Here is a 16,606-nt window from a genome sequence, read left to right on the forward strand (position 1 = left end):
TAATGACATAAAATTTCGTGGTTAAAGCGCGCTACTTTAAGCGCGCCAAATTTTAAAACAAGCCCTTTAAATCATTTAAAATTTGCTTTGTGTTTTCTCGTTTTTCATCGTTTTTTATTAGTTTATCAAAGGCTTTATTTATAACTTTTTCTTGTAGATAATCTGATTTTACATTGTATTTTGGTTTATCTGTCGTGCCTGTGATATTTATGCTTAGATCGGTTTTTTCAAAATTTGCTTTTAGTGGTATGTTTAGGGTTTTAGTGGCTGAATTGATCGCGCCTTTTTCTATGCTGATATTAGATTTTGGCGAGCTGATTTTAGCATTTAGTGTGATATAATTTTTATTTATCGTGCCATAAACCTTGCCGTTTTCATAAACTTCATTTGTAATATCGCGCTTAAATACCGCATTTATCAGCTGTGTAAGCCCATTTTGTGCTAATTTACCCTCTAAAACATCAGCATCAAACTCACCAACGGCATTTTTTAAATTATATTTAAAATTTGTATTTGCTAAGCCAAGATAAAATTTATCATAACCCAAAGCACTTAAAATATTTTCTATTTTAACCTTTTGCATGCTTGCATTAAGCGTGTCGTTAGCGTAATTGGCGCTAGTTTGTGAGCCAAAAATATCGCTATTTATCTTAGCATTTAGCGCGCCATTTATCATAGAAACTTTACCATTTGCATTTAGCGGAGCATTTATGCTAGCACCGCTTAAAAAAGCAAGATTTGCTAAGTTTGCCACACTAGCTTTAAAGTCCGCATTTAAGGCGTTTTGTTTAAGATCATAGGTGCCATTTAGCTCATCAAGTTTAGCCAAATCGCTATTAAATAAGGCATTAAATTTTGCTAGGGAATCTTTAAAGCTTACCTTTGCGTTTAGATTAAATTTTGAGTTTTGCGGAAATTTTACATCTAGCATTTTGCTTAGATTTGGCGCGTTAAATACGGCGTTATTTAGGCTTATTTGGCCTTGTCCGTTTAGCTTGGTGATATCTAGGCTAGAAAGATTGATATTAGCATTTAATGACCCACTAAATAGCTCATCTTGTGCGATAATTGCAAACACATTGCCAGCTTGAATATTATTGATATTAGCTTGTAAAGATTGATTATTAAGCGTTGCGTTTATGTTGCCACCAAGCCCGTTTATATCGATATTTGCCTTAGCGATGGCATTATTTTTAAAATTTGCGTTAGCTTTTATATAAGCGCTTGTTTTTGCCTTAGAGCCAAAAATTAGCCCTAAATTTGGGATATTAGCGTTAAAATCGGCATCGCCACTAGCAGTATTTAGCTCATATTTTGCGCTTAGTTTAGCCATTTTAAGAGCTGGTGAATCAAGCAAGGCATCAAGATTTAAAACACCACTAAGCACGCTAATTTTAGTATCGCCCGTAAAAATAATATTGCTTTTTAAATCGCTATTTAAAATTTTATTCATTTGTTTGTAATCAAGCTCGCCTTTTGAAAATTTTAAACTCGCATTGCCGTTTGCGTTTTGTGGATTATTAAGCCCTGTGATTTTAGCAAAGCCGTTTATTTGGCTTTTTGCAAGTGGTGGCAAGCTAGCTAAGCTTAGCGCCTCGGCTAATTTAATATCTTTTATTTGAGCGTTTAATTCTCCATTTACTAATTTTGCCATAATATTACCGCCTAAGCCATTGATTTGCGCATCCAAAAATTGCATTTTATTATTTTTAATTTGCGTGTTTAGGGCGATTTTTACGCTGCCATTAAGCTTTTGAGAAATCAATGGCTCTAAGTTTGCAAGATTTGCTATATCAAGATTAAAATCAGTGTTTAATTCATTTGTTTTTAGGTTATAGCTTGTTTTTTGAGCGTTTGCGTTTGCTAGGCTTGTATTTAGCGTGGTAATTGCGGTTAGAATGCTGTTATTTACGCTTATATCGCTATTTAAATTAGCATTAAAATTTTTTGGTAGCTTTATGCCATAATCTTTATTTATCAGGGCGTTATCGGCGCTAATTTTTGGCGCGTTGATATTTGCAAAGCCAAATTGTGTGCCATTTTTTAAAGCTACATCGGCTGTAATACTAGCAAACCCGCGTAAATACGGCTTTTTAAGAGCTATTAGGCTAAGTTGTGAAAGATCTAAATTTCTAGCATCTAATTTTAATTCAAGCGGATTAAAATCCACAATACGCGTAGCATAACGAAGCTTTGAGCCAGCCAAATTTCCACTGCCATTTGCTAAAATATTTTCAAAACTGCCTTTTACATCGCCTGCTATGTTAAGGTTTAATGGCATTGACGAAAATGAATTAGCATAAATTTTATATTTTAAATCTAAATTTTTATCCAAAATGCTATATTTGCCGCTTGTGCTAATGCTTAGCTCGCCGTTTATGGTAGAGCTGATTTTTAAATCATTAAAGCCAAGCTTAAACTCATTTAATTTAAAAGGCATAGCGATTTTTTCGCTCACAAAAGCTTCTATTCTTGGAGCCAATATCGCATTGCCTAAGCTTGTAAAAATCAGCGTATAAATCATACCGCAAATAACAAGTAAAACGCCAAAAATCCACGCTAAAATTTTCATTTTCTAATCCTTTTTTGAAAAATCTCGCCATTATAAGCCAAAATTCCAAATAATTAGAAAATTTATTAAAATTTGTGATTTTGTTGCTTTTATAAGCTAGCGCTTATGCTACAATTTCGCCACTTAAATCAAAAGGAGAAAAAATGGAGCATTTAAATGTAAGTAATTTTGATGCAAAAATTGCTAATGGAGCCAGCTTGGTAGCTTTTGGCGCGCCTTGGTGTAAAGATTGTGCCGTAGCTAAACCCTTGCTTGAAAAACTAGCCGGAGAAATTGGCGATAAAATCAACTTTTATGGCGTAAATTTTGACACAGAAGAAAGCCTAAAAGATAAATTAAATATCCGCCGAATTCCTACTATTATTTTTTATAAAGACGGCAAAGAAGTTGGCGAGCGTTTAGTAGAGCCAAATAATTATGAAAAAATCAAAAGTGCCGCAAGCGTGCTTTTATGATCCTTTCGTGCGGTTTTGTTAAAAAAATCGCACACAAAATTTCAAAATAAATTTTATAAATTTTAAACATTTTTAAAGCATAAAAGGGCTAGAATTGCGCCTTTTATTCTAAAATTAAGGTTAAATATTGTTTGAGTTTATCGGTGAATCGCTAAAATCAGCTGTTAATAAATTAAAATTTATTGATGATGAAAAAGCCCTAAAAAACGCGCTTGAAACGCTAAAAAAGGCTTTATTAAAAGCTGATGTTTATCATAAGGTAGTAAAAGAAATCCTAAGCGCGGTAGAAGCTGATATGAAAGCCGGTCAAATCGGCCAAAAGCAATTTTTAGACAGCATTAAAAAAAATCTAATCTCTATTTTAAACGCACCAAATTCAAGCTCAGCTTTTATTTTCTCACCTAAGCCTCCAACGGTGGTGCTAATGTGTGGCTTACAAGGTGGCGGTAAAACGACAAGCACGGCTAAATTGGCAAATTATCTAAAAACGCGTGGCAAAAAGGTGCTAGTTGCAGCTTGCGACTTACAAAGACTAGCGGCCGTTACGCAATTAGAGCAATTATGCCAAGCAAATGAGCTAGATTTTTTCAGCATTGATGGTGAAAATAAAGCAATAAATGTAGCAAAAGCTGCGCTAGCTAAGGCAAGTAGCGAATTTTATGATGTGCTTTTAATAGATAGTGCTGGTCGCTTAGCAATAGATAATGATTTAATGAATGAATTAAAAGATATAAAAGCCGCTATAAATCCTAGCGAGATATTTTATATAGCAGATGCGATGAGTGGGCAAGATGGCGTTAAAACGGCGATTAGTTTTAATGAAACGCTAGGTTTAACAGGCGTAATTTTGACAAAATTTGACGCTGATACAAAAGGCGGAATTGCTTTTGGTATAGCTAAGCAAGTAGGTGTGGCGCTTCGCTTTATAGGTATGGGAGAAAAAATAGCCGATATCGAGCAGTTTGTGCCTGATCGCATTGTTGGGCGCATTATGGGCGAGGGAGATTTGGCTACTTTGGCTGAAAAAGCCGCCGCTGTGATTGATAATAAAACCGCCAAAGAAGTAGCCAAAAAACTCAAAAAAGGCGATTTTAACTTTAATGATTTTTTAAATCAGCTTGAAAGTGTGAAAAAATTAGGCAATATCCAAAATGTCTTAGGTATGATCCCAGGCATGCAAGCTATGGCATCTAAAATCAAAGATGTGGATTTAGAAAACAATAACGATATAAAATATATCCGCGCGATGATAGCCTCAATGACACCAAAAGAGCGCGAAAATCCAAGCTTATTAAATAATACCAGAAAACGCCGAATCGCCTTGGGTGCTGGCTTAGAGCAAATGCAAGTAAATCGCTTTTTAAAGCAGTTTGAAAATGCAGCCAAAATCGCTAAAAAATTTACAAGCAAAGGTGGCATGCAAAATTTAATGAGTATGATGAATCAAGCAAGATTGCCTAAATAATCTTGCGTTATTAAAATTTAGAGCAAATTTTAAGTTTAGCTTAAAATTTTAATCCTTAAATTTTAGTATTTATCTAAGCTAATTTTGTTAGTTTAGCTAACTACTTAAAAACAAGGAGAAAATATGGCAACAGTAGTAAGATTAACTCGCATGGGACGCAAAAAAAGCCCATTTTATCGCATAGTAGTAACAGATAGTCGCAAACGCCGCGATAGTGGCTGGATTGAAAGCATAGGATATTATAATCCTATGGTTGAACCTGAGGTTGTAAAATTTGATGCAAATAGATTAGATTACTGGAAAAGTGTAGGCGCAAAACTAAGCGACCGTGTAGCTCGTATAACAAAATGATAGAAAAATTTGTAGAAGAATACGCCAAACTAATATCATCAAAGCCTGAATTAGTAAGCGTAAGTCGCGTAAATGTGAGCGAAAATTTTGATGAAATTATCGTGCGCACAGATAAATGCGACACTGGTAGGCTAATAGGCAAAGACGGCAAGATGATAAATGCCCTTAAAACCGTTATTTCTGGCTATAAAGCCAAAGAGCCTACAAACTATAAAATCACAGTAAAAGCCATAGATGAATGAGCTTTTAAGCGTAGCTAAGCTTGGGCGTGTGGTTGGGCTAAAAGGTGCGCTAAAACTGCACAATCTAAGCGATTTTAAAGAGCAGTTTAAAAAAGGTGCTTGCTTTTTAGCTTGTTTTGATGGAGCTTTTAGCAAAACTGATGATGCCTCTTTAAAAGAACTTTGCATAAAAAGCTTTGATAGTAAAACTAATTTAGTAATCTTTGAAGGCTATGAAAGCAAAGAACTTGCTGCTAATTTAGTAAATATTACACTAAAACGCTCCCTAGATGATACCAGAAAGCACTGCAAACTAAAAAATGGCGAGTTTTTTTACTTTGATATTTTAGGCTGCGCGCTTAGCCAAGACTCTCAAATTTTAGGCATTGTAGATGATATAATGCAAACAGGTGCTGGGTTTTTGTTTTTATTAAAAACTGATGAAAGCTTGATAAATCAAGGCTTGGCAAAAGAATTTTACATACCATATAATGATCATTTTATTATCAAAATAGATATAAAAAATAAACAAATCACAGCTAAAAACAGCCTTGAAATTTTACAAAATTCATGAAATTTACCTTTTTAACGCTTTTTCCTAATCTAATAACGCCCTATTTTAGCGATTCAATTATGGCGCGTGCTTTAAAGGCTGGCAAATTCAGCATTGAATGCGTAAATCCACGCGATTTTAGCACTGATAAACACAAAAAAGTAGATGATTATATGGCAGGTGGCACGCCAGGGCTTTTAATGCGCGCTAGTCCCATAATAACGGCATTACAAAGCATAAAACCAGGACACATCATATCCCTTAGTCCAGCTGGCAAAAAGTTTAATTCAAACGATGCCAAAAGGCTAGCCAAAAAAGATCATCTAATCTTTATATGCGGACGCTATGAAGGCATAGATGAAAGGGTTATTGAGCTTGCGGTAAATGAAGTTTTTTGCGTGGGGGATTTTGTTTTAAGTGGTGGCGAGCTTGGCGCGCTTTGTTTAAGCGATGCTATCGCAAGGCAAATTGATGGCGTCTTAGGCAACGCTGCTTCGCTTGAAGTAGAAAGTTTTGAAAATGATGTATTAGAGGCGCCAAGCTTTACTAAGCCAAATGTTTATGAAAATTCTAGCGTAATTTCAGCTTATTTAAAGGGTAACCACGATAAAATCCGCACTTTAAAATTTAAAATGGCACTTTGTAAGACGCAGTTTTTTCGCCCTGATTTATACGCAAAAATCTCCCAAAATGCCAAAGATAAGGACACAAAATGAGAAATAAATACATCGAGGCTTTTGAAGGTGCTCAAATAGCTGGCAAAAATATCCCTAGTTTTCGCTCTGGCGATACTTTGCGCATAGCACTTCGCATTAAAGAAGGCGATAAATCTCGCTTACAAAATTTTGAAGGTATTTGCATAGCTCGCCGCGGCACTGGCACAGGTGAAACTTTCATAGTTCGCAAAATAGGCGCAAATGGCGTAGGTGTAGAGAGAATTTTCCCACTTTATGGACAAAATATCGAAGAAATCGTAGTGCTTCGCAAAGGGCGCGTCCGCCGTGCAAAATTATTTTATTTACGCGAACGCCGTGGTAAAGCAGCGCGTATTAAAGAGCTTAAAAAATAATTCTTTCATATCGTGGCTTAAAACCACGATATTTTTTAAAATTTTAATTTCACATAAAATCCACGCTCAAATTTTAAAATCTCAATCTAATTTATTAGAATTTAGCCTTGTTGCTAAAAATGCCAAAATAAATTACAAATTTTAATTTATACACTTTTTAAGGCAATTTTGCCTACAATCTCGCCTTTAATTTAAAATTTGGTTAGAAAAATGCAAGAACTTTTACTAAAACTACAAAACAATGAGCGTTTAAATTACGATGAGGGCGTAAAACTTTGGGATTTGGATTTATTTAGCTTAGGGCAAATAGCAAATAAAATTAGAATAAAAAAGCACGGCAAAAAGGTGTTTTTCAATGTAAATCGCCATATAAATCCTAGCAATTTATGCGCTGATACTTGTAAATTTTGTGCTTTTTCAGCTCACCGCAAAAACGAAAACGCCTACACTATGAGTTTTGATGAAATAATGAGCATTGCGCGCGATGCGATAAATCGCGGTATAAAAGAGCTTCACATCGTCAGTGCGCACAATCCCTTTATAAAACCAAATGAAACATTTAAAATTTTTAAGCAAATCAAAAAAGAATTCCCACACATTCATCTAAAAGCAATGACGGCTGCTGAGGTGGATTTTATGGCTAGAAAGTTTAAATTAAGCTATGAAAATATTTTAGATGAAATGATAGAAAACGGCGTAGATAGTATGCCAGGCGGCGGCGCTGAGATCTTTGATGAAAGCACGCGAGATGAGATTTGCGCTAGTAAGGTTAGTAGCGAAAATTGGCTTAAAATCCATTCTTTGTGGCACGCTCGTGGCAGGCAAAGCAACGCTACTATGCTTTTTGGACATATTGAAAGCAAGGCGATGAGAATTGATCATATCTTGCGCCTAAGAGCCTTACAAGATGAGAGCTTAGCGCGCGCAAATGGCGGATATTTCAATGCTTTTATCCCGCTTGTTTATCAACGCGATAATAATTATTTAAAAAACATAGCTTTTTTAGGCTCGGCTGAGATTCTTAGCACAATTGCTATTTCACGCATTTTGCTTGATAATATCGCCCATATCAAGGCTTACTGGGCTACTTCTACGATGAATCTAGCAATGGTAGCGCAAGATTTTGGCGCAGACGATATGGACGGCACGATAGAAAATGAAAGCATACAAAGCGCGGCCGGAGCAAATAGCAAGCACGGACAAGCCAAAAATGATTTTATAGAGATGATACAAACTAGCTCTTTCTTGCCAGTTGAGCGCGATAGTTTGTATAATGAGCTAAAAGTTTATAACTTATGCTAAATTCTAAAATTTCGTAATATTTAAATTAAAATTTTAAAATTTAAGATTACAGATGCGCGTTTATATCCACATACCATTTTGTGCTAGCAAATGCCCGTATTGCGCCTTTGGCTCGGTTACTAGCTTGGATTTAATAAAGCAATATTTTAAAGCCTTAGAGCTTGATTTAAAAACCCAGCTCCAAAACCTAAACGCACAAAAAATTAAAAGTGTTTTTATAGGCGGTGGGACGCCAAGCGTGGTAAATGCTAAATTTTATGAGCCGATTTTTATGCTTTTAGCTCCCTTTTTAAGCAAAAACGCAGAGCTAACGAGCGAGGCAAACCCAAACTCATTAAATCTAAAATGGCTAGAAAATATGCGCGCATTTGGGCTAAATCGCATTAGCATCGGCTCTCAAAGTTTTAATGAAAAAAAATTAAAATTTTTAGGGCGAAACCATAGCCCAAAAGATACTTTCAAAGCCGTAGAATACGCCAAAATCGCTGGTTTTACTAATATAAATGTAGATTTAATGTATGCTAGCAAGCTTGATGATGAAAAAATGCTAAAAAGCGAATTAGAAAACATAAAAAAGCTTCAAATAAGCCACATTTCAGCCTACGCTCTAAGCCTAGAAAAAAACACGCCATTTTTTGGCCACAATGAATACAAAAAAGATAGCACAAGGCTAGCAAAGTATTTATTTAGCGGGCTTTGCGGGCTTGGGTTGAGGCAATATGAAATTAGCAATTTTGGGCGCATTTGTAAGCATAATTTGGGATATTGGCGCGGTGATGATTATATTGGCGTGGGCGCGTTTAGCGTTGGCACGCTTGGATTTAGGCGTTTTAATGCTCCGCGTTCATTAAATGCGTATATTAAAAATCCAAATTTTAAAAATATCGAGCTTTTAAGCAAGGCGCAAAAAGATTTTGAGCGCGTATTTTTGGGGCTTAGATGTATTTTGGGCGTAGAAAAAAATATTATAAAAAATAAAACTAATCTTAAAATTTTATTAGAAAACGCTAAATTAAGGCAAAACGAAACGCGCGTTTATAATGATAATTTTTTATTAGCCGATGAGCTGGCGGGGTTTTTATTTTAAGCAAAAAACAGCTACAATCGCAAAATTTTTTATCTGGATAATTTATGTTTGGTATGAGTTTTAGTGAAATAATCGTAGTTATGGTGGTGGCCGTGATAGTTTTAGGCCCTGATAAACTGCCCCAAGCTATGGTAAAAATAGCCAAATTTTTTAAATATTTTAAACAAACAATAAACACAGCAAAAGGCACTTTTGAACAAGAGGTGCGTATGGCTGAGCTAAAAGACGATGCTAAAAAGTTTAAAGACTCCCTTGAACAAAGCGCTTCAAGCGTGCGAAAAAAGCTAAGTTTTGAAGAGCTTGATGAGCTTAAAAAAACAGCCAGCGCTTTAAAAGACGATATAAATGAGAGTTTAAGCTTTAATGCAAATCTAAGCTCACAAAATGCCAAAGACGCGCTAAATAACGCAAATTTTGATGATGAAAATACACAAAATAATACACAAAATTCCAAAATCACCAGCGAGCAAAATACAATAAATAATGAAATTTTAAGCCAAAAGCCAAATGAAATCTCCGCCCAAAAGGCAAATAATGTTTGAAGATTTAAAACCGCATTTAATTGAGCTTAGAAAACGCCTGATAATATCGTGCGTTGCGCTTATTGTAGCTTTTGGTATTTGTTTTGGTTTTTGGCAAATTTTACTTGATTTTATGATTGAGCCATTAAAAATTTCATTACCAGCAAAAAGCGATATTATTTTTAAAGAGGTTACCGAGCCATTTTTTACGGCTATGAAAGTGTCGTTTTTTGCGGGGCTTATGCTAGCTGTGCCTGTGATATTTTGGCAGTTTTGGCTTTTTGTAGCGCCAGGACTTTATGATAATGAAAAAAAATATGTCATCCCTTTTGTGCTAAGTGCTACGGCGATGTTTGGGGCTGGGGCTGCTTTTTGTTATTATTTTGTGTTGCCAGTAGGGCTTAGCTTTTTAATCAATTTTGGCGGGCAGCTCTTTTTGGCCTTGCCAAGCATAGGCGAATATGTGGGCTTTTTTACTAAGTTGATTATTGCTTTTGGGCTTAGTTTTGAATTGCCAGTTATTACATTTTTCTTAGCAAAAATCGGTCTTGTAAGCGATGCTAGTTTGAGGGCTTATTTTCGTTATGCTGTGGTTGGGATTTTTATTTTCGCTGCTATTATGACCCCGCCTGATATATTAAGCCAAATTATGCTTGCATGCCCATTAGTTGGGCTTTACGCGCTTAGCATTTATATAGCCAAATTAGTAAATCCAGCCACAAACGATAGCGAGATGGAAAATGAATAGTGATTTAGAGCTTAAAAGCTATGATTATAACTTGCCAGCCAAGCTTATAGCAAACGCTCCAGCCTCGCCAAAAGGCAGTGAGAAAATGCTGGTTTATTATAGAGCCACGGGTGAGATTAGGCATTTAAAATTTAGTGATTTATGCGATATTTTGCCAGAATGTGCGATTATTTTAAATGATACAAAGGTGATTAAAGCGCGCATTTACGGGCATAAAGACAGCGGCGGCAAGATTGAATTACTCTTAAATCAGCCTCTTAATGATGGAGTTTTTAGCGTTTATATAAAGGGCAAGGTTAAAAAAGGACAAATTTTAAAATTTCAAAATGGTTTGGACGCTTGCGTTTGTGAGCTTTTTAGCGATGGGAGTAAGGCAGTAAAATTTAGCCAAAATCATAAAATTTTAAAAAATAACGAGCTTTTTGCTTTGCTTGAAAAAATCGGCCATGTTCCCTTGCCACCATACATAAAACGCCCAGATAATGAAAATGACGAAAAATGGTATCAAAGCATTTTTGCTAAGGCACAAGGCGCGGTGGCCGCACCTACTGCTAGCTTGCATTTTAGCCCTGAAATTTTAAATAAATTACAGGCGAAATTTCAAAGTGCTTTTATTACCTTGCATGTCGGTGCTGGAACCTTTAAGGGCGTAGAGTGCGAAAATATTTTAGAACACAAGATGCATAGTGAGTTTTTTGAGCTTTCAAATGAAGCAATCAATCTAATAACAAGCCCACAAAAGCTGCTAGCTGTTGGCACAACAGTAGCTAGGACGATTGAATATTTTGTGCGCACAGAGCAAAAAAGTGGCTTTTGTGATTTATTTTTACACCCGCAAAATCCGCCAAAAAGGCTAGATTATTTGCTTACAAATTTTCATTTGCCAAAATCTACGCTAATTATGCTTGTAGCAAGCCTTACAGGCCTAGATGAATGCAAAAAAATCTATCAAATCGCAATAGAGCAAAAATACCGCTTTTACAGCTACGGCGATGCGATGCTAATACTTTAAAGGACAACGATGATAAAATTATTTTTTTTACTAAATTCGGCTGTTTGTTTGATGGCAAATGAAATACAAAGCGAGTTTTACAAATCGCTTAAAAATATGGATTATAATGAAAATACACTAATTTTAAATATTTTTGCTGTGGTTTTTTTAGTAACCTCGCTGATTTTTGTGTTTAAAATACTGCTAAATAAGCCCATGCAAACATCAACAAACATCAAAGAAATCAAGCATGAAAAATATATCGCTAAGCTAAATTTTCATTATTCAATACAAAAAAGCAAAAAGCAAAATATTATTCAAACCCTAGAAAGCTATTTTGATATCTTGCATATCAAAGCGGCAAAAGGCTCAAATAGAGTGATTTTCCACTTTAATCAAAACCAAGGGCGGTATTTTTTGATGAACTCGCAAGAGATCAATTTAACGCTTTTTTCTTTACTAGAATTTTTGCTCGAAAATACCACAAACGCCGTAATAACAATAAACATAAAGCCAAACTCGCAAGGCAAACTAATCAAAAACGGCACCAAAATCCAAAACTATCATTTTTTTGTGCGAGTAAATAAAAATCTAAAAGATTTAGAATTTAGAATAAATAGCGTCCTTACAAACAACGCAAAGGATTTAAAGCTAAAATATCTCACCCAAGCCAAAAATTTTGCTGGGGAATTTGGCTATGAGATCACTTGCGAATTACACGAAAAATTTAGCACCTTTGGCTTTTATAAAGATTTATACGAATTAGGGCTAAAAACTCCAAAACAAAACCAAGCATTAATAAACAAAAATTGCGTGATTTTAGATGATGATATTAGTGCTTTTGGCAATTTTGCTTTATTGCTTAGATCTTTTGGGGCAAATACTCAGCCATTTTTGAGTACAAACACCTCTAAAAATCACATCTTTAACGCTATTTTTAAGCCAGATTTTGTCATTATAAATACTAAATTTTTTCACACAAACAGCAAAAACTCCAAGGCTTTTAGCAAGGACGAAATAGAAGCACTAATGCGCGCTAAACGCAATAAAAACTTCGTTTTAATTTTAGTAAGCAACAGCGCAAATTACGATGAAATAGACAATAAATTAAGCGATTATTACTTGCTTAAAGAGCCATTTTGCGCTGATGTTTTTTTAGAAATTTTACAAGATAAAAATAATAAAAAACAAAGCTGGCTTTAAAATTTTACTTAATAAATTTCAATAAATTAATTCTAAAATTATGGGTGCGAACATAAGATTTTAATGTTAAAAAATAAGCGCCCTGCTCTTAAAATTTTTAATTAATCAATTTTAAAATTTTGAATTATAAATTCTAAAATTTCGGGCGCGAAAATAAGATTTTAATGTTAAAAATAAGTTTAATTAAACTCTGCTTTTATGCCATCAAACCATTTGTCTGTGCGGTTTTGCCAGGCCTTATCTGTATTAATATCAAGCACAAGCCCTACAAACTTACCATTTATGAAAGCAAGTGAGCGTTTATAATCATAATCGCACTCGCCGTATGCGCCCACAAGCTTTGCGCCACGAATTAAAGGCAAAAACTCCACCAAGCCATCGCAAAACTCCCCACTATGCTTTTCTAAGCCGCCAAGCCCCACTAATGCTAGCGTTTTACCGCTAAAATCGCATTCTTTAAGCAAATCAAGCTTTTGTTGAAAATCATTTTGAAGCTCGCCAACCTTATGCGTGCTAGCCACGAAAATTAGCTTTTCATGCTCGTTTAAAAACTCGCTTTTTAGCTCTTTTGCGTCTATTACATCGGCTTGAACTTTATTTGCTAGATACTCAGCCACCTTGCTTGCATCGCCTTTATTTGAACCAAAAATTATGCCTATTTTTGACATTTTTACTCCCTTTTTTGATTTTGGGCGCCTATTGTAGCAGGCAAAATACAATAAAACCACAATCAAATAAAAATTAAACTTTTAATGCGCGCTGGATTAAAAATTTTAAAATTTAAGAACTTTTGCGATTATTCGTGCAGAGTTTAAGCAAATTTTAAAGTTTTACGATTTTTGCTCCAAAACCGCCTTCATTCGGGCTTGCATCGCTAAAAGATTTTACGCTAGGATGGGATTTTAAAAACTCTTTAACCACATAAGCTAAACGCCCTGTGCCTATGCCGTGCTTTATTAAAACTTCATCAAAGCCCATAATAAGCGCATTTGAAATAAATCTATCAAGTTTTTCTATGGCTTCATCAGCCCTTAGCCCGTGTAAATCAAGCATCACGCTAGCATTTTGTGGTTTTTGCACGCTTATTTGTGTTTTTGGAGCGTTTTTGATGAGCGTATCTGCGCTAATGCCGCCTTTTGTGAGCGCATTTAGTGGCACGCGCATTTTTATGCCGTTTGCGTCAATTGTGGCTTCGTTTTTGTTTAAGGTTAATAATTTTGCCTTAATTTTGCCGTATTTTACGCTATCGCCAGGATTTAGTGGCTGTGGTGCTTGGGTTTGGGGTTTATTAATGGCTTTGATTAAATCATTTGCTTTATTTATGGCTCTTTGGGCGTCTTTTACATCTTGTAATTTTACGGCTTTTTTGGCTTCATTTATGGCAAAATAATATTCTCGCTCTAATTTGTTTAATAAGCCTTGGAATGCTTCATTTTGGCGTTCTTTTTCATCTTTTAGGCTTAAAATTAACTCATCAAGCTTAATACTTTTAGCATCATTTTTGGCTATTTTTTGCTTTAATTCTAGCTCTAAATTGATAGCTTTTGTTATGGCATCGTTTAGGTTTTGTTTATTTTCTCCATAAACTTGCTTTGCTTGTGCGATAATATTTGCAGCTATGCCATATCTTAAAGCTGTCTCAAAAGCATAGGATTTACCGATTATGCCGGCTAAAAACTCGTATTTTGGGCGTTGTGCTTTTTCATCGTATAAGGCTGCTAAAAGACCGACATTTTCATTTTTTGAAAGCAAAAGTGCTAGGGTTTTATGGTGCGTGGTAATTATCATTTTTATATCATTTGCTAAAAGTTTTGAGATTATCACGCTATAAAGCGTAGCGGCCTCATCGCTATCGGTGCCTAGCTCTATTTCATCAATGCCAATTATCAAGCCCTTTTTGCCAAATAAAGCACTAAAAGCTTGCATGCGCCCAGCAAATGTGGATATATCATCTTTTACGCTTTGTGGATCTTCTATTATTGCATCAATTTGTTTAAAAGAGCCGATTTTGCTTTTTTGCGCGTTGATTGCCATTGGCAACAAATATTTAGCACAAAAGGCCGCTGTTAAAATGCTTTTTAAAAGCATAGATTTACCGCCAGCATTTACGCCTGTGATTATTAAAATTTTAGTGCCAAACTCCACGCTTACGCGCTTTGGCTCGCTAAGAGCTGGATGGGCGAACTCGCTTAAAATTATATCCTTGCTACCATCGGCTAAAACAAAACTCAAATCCATACTTTTTGCCATTAACACCCTAGCTAAAAGCGCGTCTATATAATCAAAAGCCTTATTTATAAATTTTAAAAAGGCTAAGTTTTGATTAAAAATTTTACTCATCTTTTTACAATATTCAAAAATCAGCTCTTCTTTTTTATCCATTAAGGCGCTAAGCTCGTTTTTTAGGGCTTCAATGCTATTTGGCACGACATAAAAAAACCCGCTAGCAGAGCGCGCAATAATCTGCCCTTTTAATGCGTGCATAAAGCCGCCACGCACAAGCAAGGCCTCGCTTTCATTGATATAGTGGATTTGCGTATCTACAAGATAAGGTGCTAGGGATTTTGAGCTAATTACCTGGCGTAAAAGCTCGTTTATTTGGGCTTTTTTGCGAGCAAATGCTTCATTTATCGCGCATATGCGCTCATCTACGCTAGCTTTTAATTCGCCCTTAGCACTAAAATGCTCTCCAAGCTCTAAAATTTGCTCTGGGATTATGATTTTATCAAGGTAAGCTCGCATTTTAAGATCAAAATTTTGAGTTTTTAAATAATTAAAATAAGCAATAATTTTGCTAAACTCATAAAGCTCGCTAATATGCAGCGTGCCAAACTTGCTAAGGCGCATAAGCGCGTCATCTAGGTTATGGACACTTTGTGGGGCTTTTAGATTTACCTGGCTAAGTTCTAGGATTTTTTCATAGTGCTGGTTTGTATCGCCTTGGATAAAAAGCGGTTTTGGGCGCGCCAAAAAAGTATTAAATTTAGCTATAAACTCGCCCAAATCAAGCGTTGATATTAGATCTTGCATTATTTAAATGCGCCTAGATAAGGCTTTAAAATAAAATTTTCATTATTTAACTCTTTTGCTGCCATAAAAGCAAAATTTGGATTTCTTAAAAGCTCTCTACCATAAGCTACCATATCGCAATAGCCATTATTTAATAATTCATCGCCTTGCGTGGCAGTGTTTATTAGCCCCACAGCAATTACGCTAATGCTTACATTTTCTTTAATGGCTTTTGCGTACTGGGCTTGATATAAAGGCTTAATTTCTGGCATATTGCTAGGGTTTTGCATTACTCCACCAGCACTTGCGTGGATGTAAAGTGCGCCTTTTTGCTCGCAAATTTTAGCTATTTGTATGGCTTCATTTATGCCATTGCCGCCTTCATGCCATTCATCACAACTCAAACGCACGCCAAAAGGCAAAATTTCGCCCACTTCATCCATTATAAGCTCTAAAAATCGCGCCCTACGCTCAGCTGAGCCACCAAATTCATCATTTCTTTGATTAGTTAGCGGGCTTAAAAACTCATTTATCAAAAACCCGTGCGCTGCGTGAATCTCAACCATATCATAGCCTGCTTTTTTGGCATTTTCAGTGGCTTTTTTAAATTTTTTAATAATCTCGTGGATTTCATCTCGTTTTAGCTCTTTTGGTTTTGGCAAAGAGTTTGAAAAGGCCAAACCGCTTGGGCTTACATTTGATTTATGGCTACTTTTTGCGCCAGCGTGAGCTAGTTGCACGCACACCAAGCTTTTTGATACTCTTTTTATGGATTTTACTAACTTGCGGTGTGCGTCAGTTTGCTTTTCATCATAAAGTGCTAAATCGCTAGGCATTATGTAGGCGTTTTTTGCTACGCTTGTAGCCTCGATGATAACCATTCCAACACCTCCAAGCGCACGCGCAGCATAATGCGTGCGGTGAAAGGCATTTGGCCTGCCATCTTTGGCGCTAAATGTGCACATTGGCGCCATTACAATGCGATTTTGCAAGCATAAATCCCCAAGCTTTAATGATTTAAAAAGCATTCTTTCTCCTTTTTGCTTGAATTTTGGCTGG

Annotated in this window: 17 protein-coding genes; 13 read left to right on the forward strand and 4 right to left on the reverse strand. The window is 35.7% G+C overall.

Translation table 11 applies throughout. The annotated features are described in order from the left end of the window. Window positions 1-52: 52 nt before the first annotated feature. Window positions 53-2,572: a translocation/assembly module TamB domain-containing protein gene (locus tag CINF_RS04240; protein ID WP_179975863.1), complete on the reverse strand. Its 2,520-nt coding sequence runs from the start codon at window positions 2,570-2,572 to the stop codon at window positions 53-55. Window positions 2,573-2,715: 143 nt separating this feature from the next. Between CINF_RS04240 and CINF_RS04245 the strand changes: the two genes are divergently transcribed. The 13 genes from CINF_RS04245 (at window position 2,716) to CINF_RS04305 (ending at window position 12,538) form a co-directional block, all read left to right on the forward strand. Continuing rightward, on the forward strand, window positions 2,716-3,027 hold the full coding sequence (locus tag CINF_RS04245) for a thioredoxin family protein (protein ID WP_179975864.1): 312 nt from the start codon (window positions 2,716-2,718) through the stop codon (window positions 3,025-3,027). A 127-nt stretch (window positions 3,028-3,154) separates the two neighbouring features. Further along, on the forward strand, window positions 3,155-4,492 hold the full coding sequence (locus CINF_RS04250) for a signal recognition particle protein (protein WP_178696498.1): 1,338 nt from the start codon (window positions 3,155-3,157) through the stop codon (window positions 4,490-4,492). A gap of 123 nt (window positions 4,493-4,615) precedes the next feature. After that, complete coding sequence (gene rpsP / locus CINF_RS04255; protein ID WP_178696499.1) at window positions 4,616-4,843, forward strand: 30S ribosomal protein S16; 228 nt, start codon at window positions 4,616-4,618, stop codon at window positions 4,841-4,843. Then, window positions 4,840-5,085: a KH domain-containing protein gene (locus CINF_RS04260; protein ID WP_179975865.1), complete on the forward strand. Its 246-nt coding sequence runs from the start codon at window positions 4,840-4,842 to the stop codon at window positions 5,083-5,085. The genes rpsP and CINF_RS04260 overlap by 4 nt, the downstream gene beginning before the upstream one ends. Continuing rightward, on the forward strand, window positions 5,078-5,638 hold the full coding sequence (rimM, locus tag CINF_RS04265; RefSeq protein ID WP_179975866.1) for a ribosome maturation factor RimM: 561 nt from the start codon (window positions 5,078-5,080) through the stop codon (window positions 5,636-5,638). Before CINF_RS04260 ends, rimM begins: the two co-directional genes overlap by 8 nt. After that, entirely contained in the window at window positions 5,635-6,333 is a 699-nt protein-coding gene (gene trmD / locus CINF_RS04270) for a tRNA (guanosine(37)-N1)-methyltransferase TrmD (protein WP_179975867.1), read from the forward strand. The genes rimM and trmD overlap by 4 nt, the downstream gene beginning before the upstream one ends. Beyond that, the gene (rplS, locus tag CINF_RS04275) at window positions 6,330-6,686 is read left to right on the forward strand and encodes a 50S ribosomal protein L19 (protein WP_178696503.1); all 357 of its coding nucleotides are present in this window, start codon (window positions 6,330-6,332) and stop codon (window positions 6,684-6,686) included. Before trmD ends, rplS begins: the two co-directional genes overlap by 4 nt. Window positions 6,687-6,896: 210 nt before the next feature. Continuing rightward, a complete protein-coding gene (gene mqnE / locus CINF_RS04280; protein WP_179975868.1) occupies window positions 6,897-7,988 on the forward strand; it encodes an aminofutalosine synthase MqnE in 1,092 nt (363 codons plus the stop codon). Between the two features lie 52 nt (window positions 7,989-8,040). Then, window positions 8,041-9,075 carry a radical SAM family heme chaperone HemW gene (gene hemW, locus CINF_RS04285; RefSeq protein ID WP_179975869.1) on the forward strand — a complete coding sequence of 345 codons (1,035 nt, stop codon included), beginning with the start codon at window positions 8,041-8,043 and terminating at the stop codon, window positions 9,073-9,075. A gap of 44 nt (window positions 9,076-9,119) precedes the next feature. After that, a complete protein-coding gene (tatB, locus tag CINF_RS09135; RefSeq protein WP_179975870.1) occupies window positions 9,120-9,617 on the forward strand; it encodes a Sec-independent protein translocase protein TatB in 498 nt (165 codons plus the stop codon). Further along, window positions 9,610-10,344 (forward strand): twin-arginine translocase subunit TatC, encoded by a 735-nt coding sequence (gene tatC / locus CINF_RS04295; protein WP_179975871.1) that lies wholly within the window; start codon window positions 9,610-9,612, stop codon window positions 10,342-10,344. Before tatB ends, tatC begins: the two co-directional genes overlap by 8 nt. Then, on the forward strand, window positions 10,337-11,356 hold the full coding sequence (gene queA / locus CINF_RS04300; RefSeq protein ID WP_179975872.1) for a tRNA preQ1(34) S-adenosylmethionine ribosyltransferase-isomerase QueA: 1,020 nt from the start codon (window positions 10,337-10,339) through the stop codon (window positions 11,354-11,356). The genes tatC and queA overlap by 8 nt, the downstream gene beginning before the upstream one ends. A 9-nt stretch (window positions 11,357-11,365) precedes the next feature. Then, the gene (locus tag CINF_RS04305) at window positions 11,366-12,538 is read left to right on the forward strand and encodes a hypothetical protein (RefSeq protein WP_179975873.1); all 1,173 of its coding nucleotides are present in this window, start codon (window positions 11,366-11,368) and stop codon (window positions 12,536-12,538) included. A gap of 179 nt (window positions 12,539-12,717) precedes the next feature. Here CINF_RS04305 and CINF_RS04310 read toward each other — a convergent pair whose 3' ends face one another. The 3 genes from CINF_RS04310 to CINF_RS04320 all read right to left on the reverse strand — a co-directional run bounded on the left by CINF_RS04310 (window position 12,718) and on the right by CINF_RS04320 (window position 16,575). Further along, on the reverse strand, window positions 12,718-13,206 hold the full coding sequence (locus tag CINF_RS04310; RefSeq protein WP_178696510.1) for a flavodoxin domain-containing protein: 489 nt from the start codon (window positions 13,204-13,206) through the stop codon (window positions 12,718-12,720). A 154-nt stretch (window positions 13,207-13,360) separates the two neighbouring features. Continuing rightward, complete coding sequence (locus tag CINF_RS04315) at window positions 13,361-15,568, reverse strand: endonuclease MutS2 (protein WP_179975874.1); 2,208 nt, start codon at window positions 15,566-15,568, stop codon at window positions 13,361-13,363. After that, complete coding sequence (locus CINF_RS04320) at window positions 15,568-16,575, reverse strand: oxidoreductase (protein ID WP_178696512.1); 1,008 nt, start codon at window positions 16,573-16,575, stop codon at window positions 15,568-15,570. The genes CINF_RS04315 and CINF_RS04320 overlap by 1 nt, the downstream gene beginning before the upstream one ends. Window positions 16,576-16,606: the final 31 nt, after the last annotated feature.

Source organism: Candidatus Campylobacter infans (genome assembly GCF_013416015.1).
GTDB classification, from domain to species: Bacteria; Campylobacterota; Campylobacteria; order Campylobacterales; family Campylobacteraceae; genus Campylobacter; species Campylobacter infans.